At 54.3% G+C, this 16,505-nt stretch carries 14 protein-coding genes; 8 read left to right on the forward strand and 6 right to left on the reverse strand.

All coding sequences use genetic code 11. From position 1 onward, the window contains the following. The first annotated feature begins 9 nt into the window (after window positions 1–9). The 5 genes from INF61_RS03465 to rmf all read left to right on the forward strand — a co-directional run bounded on the left by INF61_RS03465 (window position 10) and on the right by rmf (window position 5,814). Window positions 10–1,917, forward strand: coding sequence for an ABC transporter ATP-binding protein (locus INF61_RS03465; protein WP_023296269.1), 1,908 nt, complete (start codon window positions 10–12; stop codon window positions 1,915–1,917). A gap of 13 nt (window positions 1,918–1,930) precedes the next feature. Continuing rightward, complete coding sequence (gene pqiA / locus INF61_RS03470) at window positions 1,931–3,184, forward strand: membrane integrity-associated transporter subunit PqiA (protein ID WP_017693685.1); 1,254 nt, start codon at window positions 1,931–1,933, stop codon at window positions 3,182–3,184. Window positions 3,185–3,188: 4 nt separating this feature from the next. Then, window positions 3,189–4,829 carry an intermembrane transport protein PqiB gene (pqiB, locus tag INF61_RS03475; protein WP_015570901.1) on the forward strand — a complete coding sequence of 547 codons (1,641 nt, stop codon included), beginning with the start codon at window positions 3,189–3,191 and terminating at the stop codon, window positions 4,827–4,829. After that, the gene (gene pqiC / locus INF61_RS03480) at window positions 4,826–5,392 is read left to right on the forward strand and encodes a membrane integrity-associated transporter subunit PqiC (RefSeq protein WP_015570900.1); all 567 of its coding nucleotides are present in this window, start codon (window positions 4,826–4,828) and stop codon (window positions 5,390–5,392) included. Before pqiB ends, pqiC begins: the two co-directional genes overlap by 4 nt. Window positions 5,393–5,646: 254 nt before the next feature. Continuing rightward, complete coding sequence (rmf, locus tag INF61_RS03485; RefSeq protein WP_003858162.1) at window positions 5,647–5,814, forward strand: ribosome modulation factor; 168 nt, start codon at window positions 5,647–5,649, stop codon at window positions 5,812–5,814. A 71-nt stretch (window positions 5,815–5,885) separates the two neighbouring features. On the opposite strand, the gene fabA is transcribed toward rmf, so the two are convergent. Together fabA and INF61_RS03495 are read right to left on the reverse strand one after the other, a co-directional pair. Continuing rightward, a complete protein-coding gene (gene fabA, locus INF61_RS03490) occupies window positions 5,886–6,404 on the reverse strand; it encodes a bifunctional 3-hydroxydecanoyl-ACP dehydratase/trans-2-decenoyl-ACP isomerase (RefSeq protein WP_000227926.1) in 519 nt (172 codons plus the stop codon). A gap of 68 nt (window positions 6,405–6,472) precedes the next feature. Next, window positions 6,473–8,233: a Lon protease family protein gene (locus INF61_RS03495; RefSeq protein ID WP_193547526.1), complete on the reverse strand. Its 1,761-nt coding sequence runs from the start codon at window positions 8,231–8,233 to the stop codon at window positions 6,473–6,475. 186 nt (window positions 8,234–8,419) lie between these two features. On the opposite strand from INF61_RS03495, the gene matP reads away from it, so the two are divergent. Further along, complete coding sequence (matP, locus tag INF61_RS03500; RefSeq protein WP_006809347.1) at window positions 8,420–8,872, forward strand: macrodomain Ter protein MatP; 453 nt, start codon at window positions 8,420–8,422, stop codon at window positions 8,870–8,872. Window positions 8,873–8,937: 65 nt separating this feature from the next. Here the strand turns inward: matP and ompA are convergent, their stop codons facing one another. Continuing rightward, window positions 8,938–9,990, reverse strand: a complete 1,053-nt coding sequence (gene ompA / locus INF61_RS03505) for a porin OmpA (RefSeq protein ID WP_017694761.1) — start codon at window positions 9,988–9,990, stop codon at window positions 8,938–8,940. A 356-nt stretch (window positions 9,991–10,346) separates the two neighbouring features. Then, complete coding sequence (gene sulA / locus INF61_RS03510) at window positions 10,347–10,856, reverse strand: SOS-induced cell division inhibitor SulA (protein ID WP_026094322.1); 510 nt, start codon at window positions 10,854–10,856, stop codon at window positions 10,347–10,349. Window positions 10,857–11,073: 217 nt separating this feature from the next. On the opposite strand from sulA, the gene INF61_RS03515 reads away from it, so the two are divergent. After that, window positions 11,074–11,700 carry a TfoX/Sxy family DNA transformation protein gene (locus INF61_RS03515; protein ID WP_017384804.1) on the forward strand — a complete coding sequence of 209 codons (627 nt, stop codon included), beginning with the start codon at window positions 11,074–11,076 and terminating at the stop codon, window positions 11,698–11,700. Here the strand turns inward: INF61_RS03515 and yccS are convergent. Further along, window positions 11,657–13,819, reverse strand: a complete 2,163-nt coding sequence (gene yccS / locus INF61_RS03520) for a YccS family putative transporter (RefSeq protein ID WP_015570895.1) — start codon at window positions 13,817–13,819, stop codon at window positions 11,657–11,659. The two genes, INF61_RS03515 and yccS, sit on opposite strands and share 44 nt — an antisense overlap. A gap of 18 nt (window positions 13,820–13,837) precedes the next feature. Beyond that, a complete protein-coding gene (locus INF61_RS03525; RefSeq protein ID WP_015570894.1) occupies window positions 13,838–14,284 on the reverse strand; it encodes a YccF domain-containing protein in 447 nt (148 codons plus the stop codon). A gap of 122 nt (window positions 14,285–14,406) precedes the next feature. Between INF61_RS03525 and helD the strand changes: the two genes are divergently transcribed. After that, on the forward strand, window positions 14,407–16,461 hold the full coding sequence (helD, locus tag INF61_RS03530) for a DNA helicase IV (protein WP_193547527.1): 2,055 nt from the start codon (window positions 14,407–14,409) through the stop codon (window positions 16,459–16,461). Window positions 16,462–16,505 lie beyond the last annotated feature (44 nt).

The following is a 16,505-nucleotide window of genomic DNA, read 5'->3' on the forward strand; positions in this document are numbered from 1 at the left end:
GAAAAATAAATGTCTTTAATTAGTATGCACGGCGCGTGGCTCTCTTTCAGCGACTCACCGCTTCTCGATAATGCAGAGCTGCATATCGAAGATAACGAGCGCGTCTGTCTGGTGGGCCGTAACGGCGCAGGTAAATCGACGCTGATGAAAATCCTCAACCGTGAGCAGGGGCTGGATGACGGCCGTATTGTTTACGAGCAGGATCTGATCGTCTCTCGTCTGCAACAGGATCCGCCGCGTAACGTCACCGGCAGCGTGTACGATTTTGTGGCCGAAGGGATTTCAGAGCAGGCGGAATACCTCAAGCGTTACCACGAGATTTCGCATCTGGTGATGACGGACCCGAGCGACAAGAATCTCAACGAGCTGGCAAAAGTGCAGGAGATGCTCGATCACCACGGCCTGTGGCAGCTGGAAAACCGCATTAACGAAGTGCTGGCCCAGCTTGGCCTGGAAGCGGATATGGAGCTGTCGGCGCTCTCCGGCGGCTGGCTGCGTAAAGCGGCGCTGGGTCGTGCCCTGGTGAGCGGGCCTAAGGTGCTGCTGCTGGACGAACCGACGAACCACCTGGATATCGAAGCGATTGACTGGCTGGAAGGGTTCCTGAAAACCTTTAACGGTACCATTATCTTCATCTCCCACGACCGTTCGTTCATCCGCAACATGGCCACGCGCATTGTCGATCTCGATCGCGGCAAGCTGGTGACCTATCCGGGCGATTACGATACCTATCTGCTGGAGAAAGAAGAAAACCTGCGCGTGGAAGAGCTGCAAAACGCCGAGTTCGACCGCAAGCTGGCCCAGGAAGAAGTATGGATCCGTCAGGGCATTAAAGCGCGTCGTACCCGTAACGAAGGGCGCGTTCGCGCCCTGAAGGCGATGCGCCGCGAACGTAGCGAACGCCGCGAAGTCATGGGTAGCGCCAAAATGCAGGTGGAAGAGGCGTCCCGCTCGGGCAAGATTGTCTTCGAAATGGAGAACGTGAATTATTCGGTTGACGGCAAAGTGCTGGTGAACGATTTCTCCGCTCAGGTTCAGCGCGGCGACAAAATTGCGCTGATCGGCCCGAACGGGTGCGGTAAAACCACGCTGCTGAAACTGATGCTCGGTCAGCTCCAGGCTGACAGCGGTCGTATCCACTGCGGTACCAAACTGGAAGTGGCGTACTTCGACCAGCACCGCGCCGAGCTGGATCCAGACCGTACGGTGATGGATAACCTCGCCGAGGGTAAACAGGAGGTCATGGTTAATGGCAAGCCGCGTCACGTGCTGGGCTACCTTCAGGACTTCCTGTTCCACCCGAAACGCGCTATGACGCCGGTGCGCGCGCTGTCCGGGGGAGAACGTAACCGTCTTTTGCTGGCGCGTCTGTTCCTGAAACCCAGTAACTTATTGATTCTCGATGAACCGACTAACGATCTGGATGTCGAAACGCTGGAACTGCTGGAAGAGTTGATTGATGGTTATCAGGGAACCGTAATGCTGGTCAGCCACGATCGTCAGTTTGTCGATAACACCGTGACCGAGTGCTGGATCTTCGAAGGCAAAGGGCGCATCGGGCAATATGTGGGCGGCTATCATGACGCGCGTGGACAGCAATCGCAGTCGCTGGCGCAAAAACAGGCGAAGACCAAAAATGTCGCTGAACCTGTTGTTGCAAAGGCAGAAACTGTCAAAAAGTCTCCTGCTAAAATGAGTTATAACTTGCAGCGCGAGCTGGAAGGGCTGCCGCAGCGTCTGGAAGAGCTGGAAGCTGCACTGGAAGCACTGCAAATCCAGGTCGCTGATGCGTCATTCTTTACGCAGCCTCACGACTATACTCAGAAAGTATTGGCTGAACTCTCCCAGGCTGAACAGGCGCTGGAAGAGGCATTTGAGCGCTGGGAGTACCTTGAGTCTCTGAAAAACGGCGCATAAACAGGGATAATCTATGTGTGACCAGCACCATGCCGATCGGCATATATTATGCTCGCAATGCGATATGCTCGTGGCGTTGCCAGAGCTTGGTCACGGACATAAGGCTGCCTGCCCGCGCTGCGGCGCTACGCTGACGACCGAGTGGGACGCGCCAAGGCAGCGTCCTACGGCTTATGCGCTGGCAGCCTTATTCATGTTACTGCTCTCCAATCTCTTCCCTTTCATCTATATGAAAGTGGGCGGGATGACCAGCCAGGTGGATTTACTGGAAATACCAGGCGTGATGTTCTCGGAAGATTACGCCAGCCTTGGCACCTTCTTTCTTCTTTTCGTGCAGATCGTCCCGGCTTTTTGCCTGGTCGTCATTCTGCTGCTGGTCAACCGCGTCAGGATGCCCACTGTCCTTAAAATCAAACTCGCGCGGATCCTGTTCCAGTTGAAAAGCTGGGGGATGGCGGAAATTTTTCTCGCGGGTATCCTGGTCAGCTTCGTGAAGCTGATGGCCTACGGCGATGTGGGGATTGGCAGCAGCTTTATTCCGTGGTGTCTGTACTGCGTGCTACAACTGCGCGCGTTCCAGTGCGTGGACCGACGCTGGGCCTGGGACGATATTGCCCCGGCGCCGACGCTCTCGCAGACGGTAAAGGTGGGCGTACCGGGTATCCGTCAGGGGCTTCGCTCCTGCTCGTGCTGCACCGCCGTGCTGCCTGCGGATGTCGAGGTGTGTCCGCGCTGTGAAACAAAAGGTCACGTTCGGCGTAAAAATAGCCTGCAATGGACCATGGCGCTGCTGGTGACCTCTGTCATGCTCTATCTGCCCGCCAATATCTTGCCGATCATGATCACCGATCTGCTCGGCGACAGAATGCCCTCGACCATACTGGCCGGGGTGATTTTGCTGTGGAGCGAGGGGTCATACCCTGTTGCAGGCGTCATATTCCTCGCCAGTATTATGGTTCCGACCTTAAAGATGATTGCCATTGCCTGGCTTTGCTGGGATGCAAAAGGGCACGGTAAGCGAGACAGCGAGCGTATGCATCTGATTTATGAGGTCGTGGAATTTGTTGGCCGCTGGTCGATGATTGACGTGTTCGTGATTGCGGTTCTCTCAGCGCTGGTGCGTATGGGGGGGCTGATGAGTATTTATCCCGCTATGGGAGCGCTGATGTTTGCGTTGGTCGTCATTATGACCATGTTTGCGGCCATGACCTTCGACCCTCGTTTATCGTGGGATCGTGAGCCCGATTCAAGCCATGAGGAAGAGTAAGAGCATGGAAAATAAGAGTGGAGAGGCTAAAGTGCAGAAGGTCAGAAACTGGTCGCCGGTGTGGATTTTCCCCATCGTGACCGCGCTGATCGGTGCATGGATCCTGTTTTATCATTACAGCCATCAGGGACCGGAAGTCACGCTAATTACCACCAATGCAGAGGGGATTGAGGGCGGAAAAACCACCATCAAGAGCCGCAGCGTGGATGTGGGTGTCGTGGAAAGCGCGACCCTGACGGATGATTTAACCCATGTTGAAATCAAGGCCCGCCTGAATGCCGGCATGGAAAAACTGCTCCATGAAGATTCTGTTTTTTGGGTAGTGAAACCGCAGGTCGGGAGAGAAGGCATCAGCGGCTTAGGGACGCTATTGTCCGGGGCTTATATTGAACTCCAGCCCGGCAACAAAGGCGCCCAGCCAGCAAACTATCAGCTGCTGGATTCACCGCCGCTTGCGCCACCGGATGCAAAAGGGATCCGCGTTATTCTGGACAGCAAAAAAGCGGGCCAGCTCTCGCCGGGCGATCCGGTGCTGTTCCGTGGATATCGCGTCGGTTCGGTTGAAACAAGCACCTTCGATCCGCAAAAACGGACCATCAGCTATCAGCTTTTTATCAATGCGCCTAATGATCGCCTGGTGACCAGCAACGTTCGCTTCTGGAAAGACAGCGGGATCGCGGTGGATCTGACCTCTGCGGGGATGCGCGTTGAGATGGGTTCACTCACCACGCTGTTTGGTGGGGGCGTCAGTTTTGATGTGCCGGAAGGTATCGATCTGGGACAACCGGTGGCGGAGAAAACCGCCTTCAGGCTGTTTGACGATCAAAAAAGCATTCAGGATGCGCTCTATACCGATCACATCGACTACCTGATGTTCTTTAAGGACTCTGTACGCGGCTTGCAGCCTGGGGCGCCAGTTGAGTTCCGCGGTATCCGTCTGGGGACCGTGGGACAAGTGCCTTACTTTGTTCCGGGACTCAAGCAGATGCTTGATGATGATTATCGTATTCCGGTGCTGATCCGCATTGAGCCTGAGCGTTTGATTAACCAGATAGGCGAGGACCAGGATATTGGGGAGCATATCAGCGATCTGATGAATCGCGGTCTGCGTGGCTCGCTGAAAACTGGCAACCTGGTCACAGGGGCGTTATATGTCGATATGGACTTCTATCCAAAAGCGCCACCAATGACGGGGATCCGTGAATTTGGCGGCTACAAAATCATTCCTACGGTCAGCAGTGGCCTGGCGCAGATCCAACAGCGCCTGATGGAAACACTGGATAAGATCAACAATCTGCCGCTGAATCCAATGCTTGAGGCCGCGACGGGATCACTGCATCAGAGCCAGGCGACGATGCAACGTCTGCAAACCACGCTGGATAATATCAACAAGATCACCGCCAACCAGTCCATGCAGCAGCTGCCGCAGGATATGCAGAAAACGTTGCGCGAACTGAATCGCAGTATGCAGGGCTTCCAGCCGGGCTCAGCGGCTTACAACAAGATGGTGGCGGATATGCAACGTCTTGATCAGGTTTTACGCGAGCTACAGCCCGTTCTGAAAACGCTCAATGAAAAGAGCAACGCGCTGGTGTTTGAAGCGAAAGACAAAAAGGATCCTGAGCCTAAGAGGGCGAAACAATGAAAAAATGGCTAATCATCGCAGGCGCACTGGTATTAACGGCCTGTAGCTCTGGAAGCGATAACAAAAGCTACTACCAGTTGCCGTTAAGCGCGCAATCCGGTGCGCAGAGTAGCAGCTCGCAGGGCAGCCGTCTGCTGTGGGTTGAACAGGTTGCCGTGCCAGATTATCTGGCGGGCAACGGGGTGGTCTACCAGACCAGCGATGTGCAGTACGTTATCGCCAACAATAACCTGTGGGCCAGCCCTCTGGATCAGCAGCTACGCAATACGCTGGTGGCGAATCTGAGCAGCCAGCTTCCTGGTTGGGTAGTCGCCTCGCAGCCTCTGGGAAGCGATCAGGACACTCTGAATGTTAACGTGACGGGATTCCATGGCCGCTATGATGGTGCGGTTGTTATCAGCGGGGAGTGGCTCTTGAATCATCAGGGCCAGCTGATTAAGCGTCCTTTCCATCTGGAACTGAAGCAGCAGAAAGATGGCTATGACGAAATGGTGAAAGTGCTTGCGCAGGGGTGGGCACAGGAGTCGGCTGCTATCGCAAGAGAGATTTCCCGGCTGCCATAAGTAAAATTCATCGACGAAAGCCGCACTCAGCTTCTTGCTGATTGCGGCTTTTTTTTCGTTTTATGTTCAGTTTGTTACTTGTCCCGCGTCACATTTTTTGTACAAACGATCTTCCATGTAGCTCACAAATATGACACCCGTATGAATTTTGAACGTTGACGCTGACGCCGATTCGGGGTATTCGTTAACTGTGCTTGCACATATTGCAATCACTGTTTTCTTTCCACCAGACAAAAGAATGAGGGAAACGAGGCATGAAGAGACAGAAACGAGATCGCCTGGAAAGGGCTCATCAACGTGGTTATCAGGCTGGCATCGCCGGACGTTCAAAAGAAATGTGTCCCTATCAGGCACTGAATCAAAGGTCCCAATGGCTAGGGGGCTGGCGAGAAGCCATCGGAGACAGGGCAGTACTTGCTTGATACCGTCTCTTTAAAAAGAAACCTCCGCAATGCGGAGGTTTCGCCTTTCTGGAAGGGGCTAAATGCCGTTATCAGAAAGCGGAGGTATCCTGGAACAGACCCACTTTCAGGTCGTTCGCAGTATAGATAAGACGACCATCTACCAGCACTTCACCGTCCGCCAGGCCCATAATCAGGCGGCGGTTAACGATGCGTTTGAAATGGATACGGTAGGTGACTTTCTTCGCGGTAGGCAGAACCTGACCTGTGAATTTCACTTCGCCTACGCCCAGCGCACGGCCTTTACCTTCACCGCCAAGCCAGCCCAGATAGAAGCCAACCAGCTGCCACATGGCATCGAGGCCCAGGCAGCCAGGCATTACCGGATCGCCAATAAAGTGGCAACCGAAGAACCACAGGTCCGGGTTGATATCGAGTTCTGCTTCTACGTAACCCTTATCAAAGTTGCCGCCGGTTTCGGTCATTTTCACGACACGGTCCATCATCAGCATATTTGGGGCCGGTAACTGCGGGCCTTTCGCACCAAACAGTTCACCGCGACCAGAGGCAAGAAGGTCTTCTTTAGTATAGGATTCGCGTTTATCTACCATGTTCTCAGTAAGCCTTATTTTAGTGAAGGACGCAGGATAGCTAACACGTGTACGCTGAACAAGTCCGATCAGTTAGCACTAAACCAACTTAACCAGCGTAACGGCCACGGATAACGATGACGAGGATCCTGCTGTGTCGCCTGAGCTATACGTTCCTGAATGGTCTGCATCAGGGTTGTCTGGCCTTCGCCGTCCCAGACCAGGTTTGTCAGTAAGGGTAGAGCATCCTCAACCCCTTCGATGGCCCAGACGGCGAATTGTTCCTGCTCTACCGCATCCAGAATCGCCTGGCTCAGGCTCAAATGGCGAGCGTTAGGTGCCGGAATAATCACGCCCTGTTTGCCGTTTAAACCGCGCTGCTGGCAGATAGCGAAAAAGCCTTCGATTTTCTCATTCAGTCCACCCACCGGTTGGGCACGACCAAACTGATCCACGGAACCGGTAATCGCAATATTCTGATTAATCGGTACGTCTGCAAGCGCGCTGATCACGGCGCACAGCTCCGCCATCGAGGCGCTATCGCCGTCGACTTCACTGTAGGACTGTTCAAAGGTCAACGAGGCAGAGAAGGGGATCTGCTGCTCCAACTGAAGTTCAGACATCAGGAATGCCTGCATGATCATCATGCCTTTGGCATGAATGTTTCCGCCCAGTTCGGCCTTGCGTTCGATATCGGTAAATTCGCCGTCGCCAATGTGCACGACACAGCTGATACGGGAAGGCTCGCCAAAGGCGCGTGGGTGTCCGGGGAACTCGATGACGGACAAGGCGTTGATTTGCCCGATACGTTCGCCTTCGGTCTCCACCAGAATCTGTTCCAGCAGAATTTCATCCTGCATACGGTCAGCAAGATAACCTTCACGCCATTCACGCTGGGCCAGCATCTGGCTAAGCTGCTCGCCGGTAAACGGACCGTTGCCGCTGATAACGCCCACTTCACGCAGCTGTTTACCGATCCAGAGCGGGCAGAGCGGCAGGGTTTCCTGATCGCCAGTGTAGCGTACGGCCTCGCGGATTAAGCCCGGCCACGCATCCTCGGCAGGCGAGGGCAGCGCGAAACGTTCCGCCACGGCCATAACCCACTGACACCACTGCGCCATGTCATCGGCATCGGCGATCTGAATATTGTCTTCAAATTCACTGTAAACCGCCTGCTCCGCGAGTTCTGGCTCCATTTCCTGGAAATCAGCCAGAGATTCACGGTCACCCGTCAGCACGACGGTCAGCGACAGCGGCATAGACGGAATGGAAACAGGCAGCGGACGTGAATCATCGTAGCCTACCCAGTCAAAACGTTGCTGCGTCACCACCGTTTTCAGGCGCATCCACAGCAGAGGCTGTGCAAGCAGGGTGCGAAGGGAGATGAGCAACACACCACCGTTCGCGCGGTGTACCAGACCGGGTTGCAGTGACACATCGCCATTGAACTGACGAAGGCAGCCGAACAGCTGTTCTGCTTCCACCCAGTTGGCGGTGATCACTTCGCCTTTTGCAGCGAATTGTCCGTCTGCCTGCGTGGCAGGTTCGAAGGTCACGTCACGTCCGGCAATATGGTACTGGCCACCAAAAACGGCATTCGTTTTTGGATGCAACTGGCGCATGGCATCACCGAGAAGCGTCAGATACTCGGCTTCTTCCGGGGCTTTGAGCAGCATGAAAGGAGATGTAGCCCATGGGGATGACATCTGCTCCAGCGCGTAATGCAAACGCGGTTGTGTATCGCTAAGTATGAATTCGTGTTCTTTTGTGAGGTCTGGCTGTGCAAACAGCTCCTGATAGCTCTCGGTATCCGGAACCAGGTCACGCCATGCAAGTTTCGTAATGGTCAAAGTTGATGTTTTTTAGTCAGAAGTAAAACCGTGGAGTATACCGTAAGCGGCGCACTCTGCCCAATCAGGATTCGGGTTTTCGTCATGCGGATCGCCTGCGGCGTTTCACAGGATATGATTTCTTTTCAGCAGATTGCCAAAAAACTGATATTCTGAACTGAGTTACACGGTAACACTGAGATCGCAATGAAATATCAACAACTGGAAAACCTCGAAAGCGGCTGGAAATGGAAGTACCTGGTCAAAAAGCACCGTGAAGGGGAGCTGATCACCTGCTACATCGAAGCCAGCGCGGCACAAGAAGCTGTGGATATGTTGCTGACCCTCGAAAACGAACCGGTACAGGTCAACGGCTGGATTGAGAAACACATTAATCCGGCCTTGTTAAACCGGATGAAGCAAACTATCCGTGCTCGTCGTAAACGGCATTTCAATGCCGAGCATCAGCACACCCGTAAGAAATCGATCGACCTGGAGTTCATGGTCTGGCAGCGTCTGGCCGGGCTTGCGCAGCGGCGCGGAAAAACCCTGTCGGAAACGGTGGTGCAGCTGATTGAAGATGCCGAGCACAAAGAGAAGTATGCCAGCCAGATGTCGACGCTGAAGAACGATCTACAGGCACTGTTAGGTAAAAAATAAGCTTTTTACTTTTCTTCAGATAATAAAAAACCCCGCATCGCGGGGTTTTTTTATAAGACGATAACTTATGCCGCAGGCTGAGTTACAACGTCTTTGATACCTTTAACTTCGATCTCTACGCGACGATCTGGTGCCAGGCAGTCGATCAGTGCAGCGCGTGGTTTCACGTTGTCACAGGTAGAACCGGTAACTGGGTTAGATTCGCCCATACCACGTGGGGAGATCTTGTTAGCTGGGATACCTTTAGATACCAGGTAATCAACTACAGACTGAGCACGTTTCTCAGACAGACCCTGGTTGTAAGCGTCAGAACCGATACGGTCGGTGAAGCCCAGAACCACTACAGAACCGTCTTTAGGATCCAGGTTGCTCAGCTGGGTGTACAGCTGATCCAGTGCCTGCTGACCTTCTGGTTTCAGGGTAGCTTTGTTGAAGTTGAACAGAACGTCAGACTTCAGAGTGAAGTGCTTGGTCTGTACTTCTGGAGCTGGAGCCGGAGCTGGAGCTACGACTGGCGCATCTTCCTGCTGACCGAAACGGTAAGAAACACCAACGCTCAGCATGCCGTTGTCTGGACGAACGCCAACGGTAGCACCGTCACCGATGTTGTTAACCCACTGGTATTCCAGACGGGTAGCGATGTCACGGGTCATTGCCCACTCAACGCCACCAGCGAATACTGGGGAAACACCAGTGTCGTGGTCGTCACCAGCGATGCTGTTGCTGGAGTCTGCACGCCATACCATGCCGCCCAGACGGGTGTACACGTCCAGATCGTCAGTCACTGGGTAACCCAGTTTAGCGGTCAGCTGTACGCCTTGAGCTTTGAAAGCGCCATTTACGTTGTCGCCTTTGTAAGGCATACGACCTAACCAGTCGTAACCCATTTCAAAGCCAACATACGGGTTAACCTGATAGCCACCGAACGCACCTGCACCCAGCTGGCTCTCGTGAGTAGGGCCATCGTTGTTCAGGCTGCTGTTGTACCAACCGGTGTCATGGAACTGAGACCAGCCCAGTTTACCACCTGCATACCAGGTATTATCTTTCGGAGCGGCCTGCGCTACGGTAGCGAAGCCAGCCAGTGCCACTGCAATCGCGATAGCTGTCTTTTTCATTTTTTGCGCCTCGTTATCATCCAAAATTTGCCATGAATATCTCCATCGGAGGAATCACGGTTAAATCCTTCACCGGGGGGCGTGGTCAAATATAAACCTACCGATATCTTCGGCTTAGGCCGAGCACCCCTGGCGATGTAAAGTCTACAACGTAGCTGAAAACTTACAAGTGTGAAGTCCGTCAGGCATATGAAAAAAAAAGTTCCGTATACCTAATATTTAACAATTTTTGAACGAATTTTGTGCAGTAAAATTAACGAGAACCGCGTCAGACAAGCCTTGCCGCAGTTTTGGCGCGTTGAACTTTTTTTGCATACTGCGGTCGAAAAAAATTCCAGGAAAACTCTTAAAATGACTCAATGGTACACATTTGAGTGAATTTTTAGCCCGGGATGTTGTCCTCTGCGATAGGAATCTCCACGAACCGGCCGCATGATGAAACCCATCGCGTTACCTTCTTCAGCCGCTTCAGTCAGACGCAAATGTTCCTCTTGCGACAGATCTTCAGGCAACCATCCAATCACGACGCTATAGTTCCCGGTACGTAATGCCCGGACCATCGACTCGACCGTATCGCAAGGGGAGAGTTGATTAATCTGCATCACCTTCGCTAACGGCAGGCCAGCCGACTGAACCCATTCACGACTTAATTTTTGCTGTGGCGTCAGCCAGAGCTGCCAGCGAGACTGTTGCCCGAGCTGCTGCAAAAGCGGCAGGAGTAAGAGTTGTGTTAACAGCGGCTGGTCTTCACGGTAAACCACTTCACTGATAAGCCCTGTCGATACACGCCCGATAGAATTCTGCGCAGCATTGCCTGCGGCAGAAGTGGAAGGTGTTAAGTGATTTGCATAGCCTGAAGTGTACATATTCATTCCAGCCCTGTAGTTACTGTATGGATATACAGTAACCCCTGTGTGCATAAAGATCAACCTCATTTTCGGAAAGCGACTCGCAAATTTCATCCATTCCTGGTGAACCTGAAAAAATCATCTTGCCCAACGGCAATAAGTTGCCTATTTTCCTGCTAACGGATCCGTTAGTAAGAAATATCGTGTTTACTGTATGATTTTTAATGGAATTATCATGAAAAAGATATCTTATGATCGGATTTATCAATCTCAGGAATACCTCTCTCCGCTGGGCGAAATTCACCATCGCGCCCTGTTTGGCGGTTATACCCTGGCCGTGGATGAAGCGGTGTTCGCGATGGTGTCTGACGGCGAGCTGTACCTTCGCGCCTGTGAGCAAAGTGCAAAATACTGTGTAAAAAACGCCTCCTCTTTTCTGACCCTGATGAAACGAGGACGGCCAGTGCTGCTTAATTACTACCGTGTGGATGAAGGTCTGTGGCAAAACAGGGAAAAGCTGCTTCAGCTCTCCTCGTTTGCGCTCGATGCCGCCAGGAAAGAGCGCTACCAGCGCCATCAGCGTAATCGGCTTAAGGATCTGCCGAACCTGACCTTTCAGATTGAGGTCCTGCTTATGGAGGCGGGCATTACCAATGAAGAGACGCTACGACAGTTGGGGGCGAAGACGAGCTGGCTGAAAATGCGCTCTAAGAATAAAGCGCTGAGTATCCGGGTATTGTTCGCGCTTGAAGGCGCCATCGAAGGGTTACATGAAGCGGCACTCCCGGCGGATATTCGCCGGGAGCTTATGGAGTGGTTTAATGCGCTGCCTGAGTCGCAGGGCCATCATTCCGCCAGGTAGCGATCTTCTGTCGCAGCCTACAAATTTCCGGCAGCAAAGCGATAAGCAGGCCAATTTGCTGTAGGACCAGCGGAGCTTTGTTGTCGGTGCCAGGATCAAGGTGAGCGATACGTTGCACCAGTTCATCCAGTGCCTGGTGAACCCGTGGCTCATCCGCAGGTTGATGATGAAGCGCATCATCAACGTAGCAAACGGCGTCGTCCAGCAGCGCCAGGATGCCCGGATTTGTCAGTTTCTCACGGTGGGCGCCAAGGGTAGAGATATAGCTGGTGAACGTGTGGTTCAGACACAGCAGGCGGAAGGCTGTCTCCCGGATTTCTGCCGTGGCGCGCGGCTCAGTTGACATATTCGAGACAACGGAAGCCAGCTCTGCGTCCGTGTTATGCGCATCGCGACGGGCAATCCGATAGGCCAGACGGTTATCGCGACCCTGATGGTATTGCTCAAGAATAGCATCCAGATAGCGGCAGTTAGCGTTCATCGCTCTGTCGGACACGCGCGGTAAGTTACGAAAACGCCAGTCCGGCCAGATAAAGCTCACCGCCGCCCAGGCAATGGCGCAGCCGATTAGCGTGTCGATAACGCGAGGAAGGGCCACTTCAAAGCCTTCACCCAGCAGATTGAAGCAGAGCAGCACCAGCAGCGTGATGAACATCGTGGCGTGGGCGTACTGCACATTGCGGAAGGCGAAAAACAGTACACCGGTAATCACAATCAGGATCAGTTGCCCTTCTACGGATGGCACAAAGTAGAGCACCGGCAGCCCGATGGCGACCCCGACTAATGTCCCGACAATACGCAGCGCGAGCCGATGGCGGGTAGCGTTATAGTTCGGCTGGCAGACAAACAGGCTGGTCAGCAGGATCCAGTAACCGTGGTGCAATCCTGTTATCTGGATAAACGCGTAGCCGACGCACAGAACCAGCGACATCCTTACCGCATGGCGAAAGAGGGCGGATTCCGGCGTAAAATGACGGCTCAGGCGCAGCCACATATCGCTGAAACCGTTGAGACTGTCGTCGGCAAGCTGGTTGTCGGCGTCATTGCCCGGCATTGCCATCGCCTGTTCAGACTCAATGGTGGCGAGCTGAGCATCGATGGCTCTCAGGTTGTTGAGCAAGAATCCCAGGGCTTTGAACTGTTCCGGCGATGTCCCACTGGCCTGAACGCGATCGAGGGCCGCATCCAGATGACTGAATGCGCGTTCAAAGCGAGGATCGTGCTGATAGGGCGTGCGCAGCAGTATTGAGCGCGCAAGTTGCTGGCAGGCCTGAGACTGCATCGACAGCAGGCGCTGGAAACGGAACATCACGTCGCTGTAGCGGAATTTCTCGCGCAGGTCAGCGTACTGCACATGCGAGGAGCTGGCGCGCTCGTGAATATCCTGGGCGACAAAGTAGTAGTGCAGTGTGCGCCGGGTACCGCGCTGACCGCGATCGCCGCGCAGACGGGTGAGCAGAGACGCTTTGGTCTGATTCAGCGTGGCGACCAGCTGGCCATTTGCCAGCGCCAGATCGTACAGGGGCGCCTGGCTGTCCTCTTCAATATCCGGATCAAACAGCCGGGATTTCAGCTCCAGATAGTGGGCCAGCTGTTCGTAACTGCGGGCAATGTTGTCCTGTAAGGCACGAACCGGAAAAATAAGATGTCCGGTTAAGGTCAGCAGGTTATACCAGATAGCGCCCAACAGCAGCAGGACCGGTTGCTGATACCACTGATCGTAAAGAGAGACTCCCAGCATGGTGTAAATGGCAATCAGCAGGGCGCCAAACGCGATAGTGGCGTAGCGTTGCCCGAGGCCGCCGAGCAAAATGAAGCCGCTGGTGGACACCGTCAGCCCTAAGGCAAACAGCCAGGGCCAGGGGAAAAGCAGCTCAACGGAGGCGGAAGCAATAAAGAAGCAGACCAGCGTAATGACCAGATTACGCAAACGACCGGCCAGGCGGTCGTCGAGATCCGCCAGCGCGCCGGCCACCACCCCAAGCGTGAGGGGGATGGTGAGCTTCACATCATTTAGCCACCACGGCAGAGCGACGGTGCCGCAGAGGGCGATAAAGATCCTGACGTTATACAGCCAGTTACTGTTCCACGTATAGCGACGAAGCAGGGGGCTTAGCATGAGTGCGGCCAGTCCTTATTACTGAAAACGGCGACGGGCGTTGGCTTCACGCGCGGCTTGCGCGACTTCGACCGGGACAACACGGCGTCCTACCGGCCACAGGGCGATGGTAGCAATTTTGAAATTAGCGATGCCAACCGGAATGCCTATAATCGTGATGCACTGGGCGATACCGGCGAAGATATGCATCAGACACAACCACCAGCCAAAGAAGATCAGCCATAAAATATTCAGCAGCGTGCCGCCGGTATTCATGAAGGCATTTTTTCTTTCCGGCTCCAGCTCATCCACGTGTACGGCTTCATTTCCATAAGGAACGAGGGACAGTTTGGTGATTTCCCAGCAGGAGCGCGTCAGCGGAAGGGTGAAGATGAGCACGATGCTCACCAGAGTGGCAAAAAGCCAGGAAAGGGTGGTGGCAAAACCGCCAAGGACAAAATTCAACACATTCAGAACGGTACGCATAAACCCTCATTTCCTTCGATATGATTAACGCCCGGTGATTGTAACGTTTTTTTGGGCTGGAGCACCTTAAAACTGGCAGTTAAACTGTCTGACAAATTATGACCTCGTGGATCCGGCAGGATATGGAACTGAAAGCAACTTCAATGGGCAAACGCCTGGCGCAGCACCCTTACGACAAGATTGTCCTGCTCAATGCAGGAGTGAAAGTCTCCGGTGAACGCCACGAATACCTTATTCCGTTTAATCAGCTACTGGCCATTCATTGTAAACGAGGGCTGGTATGGGGGGAGCTGGAGTTCGTCCTGCCGGAAGACAAAGTGGTGCGACTCCACGGGACCGAGTGGGCGGAAACCCAACGCTTCCACCATCATCTGAACACGCGCTGGCAGCAGTGGAGCCAGGAGATGAGCGTGATTGCCGCACAGGTTCTGCAACAGGTGCTGGACGATATCGCGCTAAGCAATACGCAGCAGAAGTGGCTGACGCGCCAGCAAACCGCCGGGCTTCAGCAAAAAATCGCCCAGGCGCTGACGGCATTGCCTTTACCGGTGGCGCGGCTTGAGGAATTTGAGAACTGCCGCGACGCGTGGCGGAAGTGCCAGGCCTGGCTGAGCGATATCGAGAAAAGCCGTCTGGCGCATAACCAGGCCTGGACTGAGGCGATGCTTACGCAATATGCCGACTTCTTCAGTACAGTGGAGTCATCGCCCCTCAATCCTGCCCAGGCGCGCGCCGTGGTGAATGGCGAACAGTCTTTATTGGTGCTGGCAGGTGCCGGGAGCGGCAAAACGTCGGTGCTGGTGGCGCGCGCGGGTTGGCTTCTGACAACGGGCGAGGCGGTTGCAGACCAGATTTTGCTGCTGGCCTTTGGTCGCAAGGCTGCGCAGGAGATGGATGAGCGCATTCAGGCGCGTTTGCATACCCAGGATATCTCGGCGCGCACGTTCCACTCCCTCGCTTTACACATCATTCAACAGGGCAGCAAAAAAGTTCCTGTTGTCAGCAAGCTGGAGAACGACGCTCAGGCTCGCCAGGCGCTGTTTATCAAGGCATGGCGTCAGCAGTGCAGTGAAAAAAAGGCGCAGGCGAAAGGCTGGCGTCAGTGGCTTGAAGAGGAACTCAACTGGGAGGTGCCGGAGGGCAGCTTCTGGCAGGATGAAAAGCTGGCGCGCCGGCTTGGCTCTCGTCTCGACCGGTGGGTAAGCCTGATGCGCATGCACGGCGGCTCTCAGGCGGAGATGATAGAAAGCGCACCGGAGTCGATCCGCGCTGTGTTTTCTAAACGGGTTAAGCTGATGGCGCCGATGCTGAAAGCGTGGAAAACCGCGCTGAAAGACGAAAACGCGGTCGATTTTTCGGGGCTGATCCATCAGGCCATTATCATTCTGGAGAAAGGGCGCTTCGTCAGCCCGTGGAAACACATTCTGGTGGATGAGTTTCAGGATATCTCGCCGCAGCGCGCTGCGCTGCTTTCGGCGCTGCGGGCGCAGAATAAACACACGTCGCTGTTTGCCGTGGGCGATGACTGGCAGGCTATCTACCGTTTCAGCGGGGCGCAACTATCCCTCACGACGGCCTTCCACCACTATTTTGGGGAAGGCGATCGCAGCGATCTGGACACCACCTACCGCTTCAACTCGCGGATTGGCGAAATAGCCAACCGTTTTATTCAGCAGAACCCGCACCAGCTGTCGAAACCGCTTAACAGCCTGACGTCGGGGGATAAAAAGGCCGTCACGCTGCTGGCGGACGATCAGCTGGAACCGCTGCTGGATAAACTGAGCGGCTATGCGAAACCGGATGAGCGCATTCTGGTGCTGGCGCGTTATCACCACCTCAAGCCGACGGCGCTGGAAAAAGCGGCGACGCGCTGGCCAAAACTTCAGCTCGATTTTATGACCATTCACGCCAGTAAAGGGCAGCAGGCCGACTACGTGATTGTGGTGGGGCTAAAAGAGGGGAGCGACGGTTTCCCTGCACCGGCGCGGGAATCCGTGATGGAAGAGGCGTTATTACCTGTTCCGGAAGATTTCCCGGATGCAGAGGAGCGGCGTTTACTGTACGTGGCGATAACCCGCGCGCGCCATCGCGTGTGGCTCTTGTTCAACAAAGAGGAGCCGTCGGTGTTTGTCGATATTTTGAAAAGTATTGACGTGCCGGTGGCGAGAAAGCCGTAACGCGCCGGGCAAATTCTATAGGCCCGGTAAGCGCAGCGCCACCG

The sequence above is a fragment of the Enterobacter cloacae complex sp. P18RS genome (genome assembly GCF_014982105.1).
GTDB lineage: Bacteria > Pseudomonadota > Gammaproteobacteria > Enterobacterales > Enterobacteriaceae > Enterobacter > Enterobacter hormaechei_C.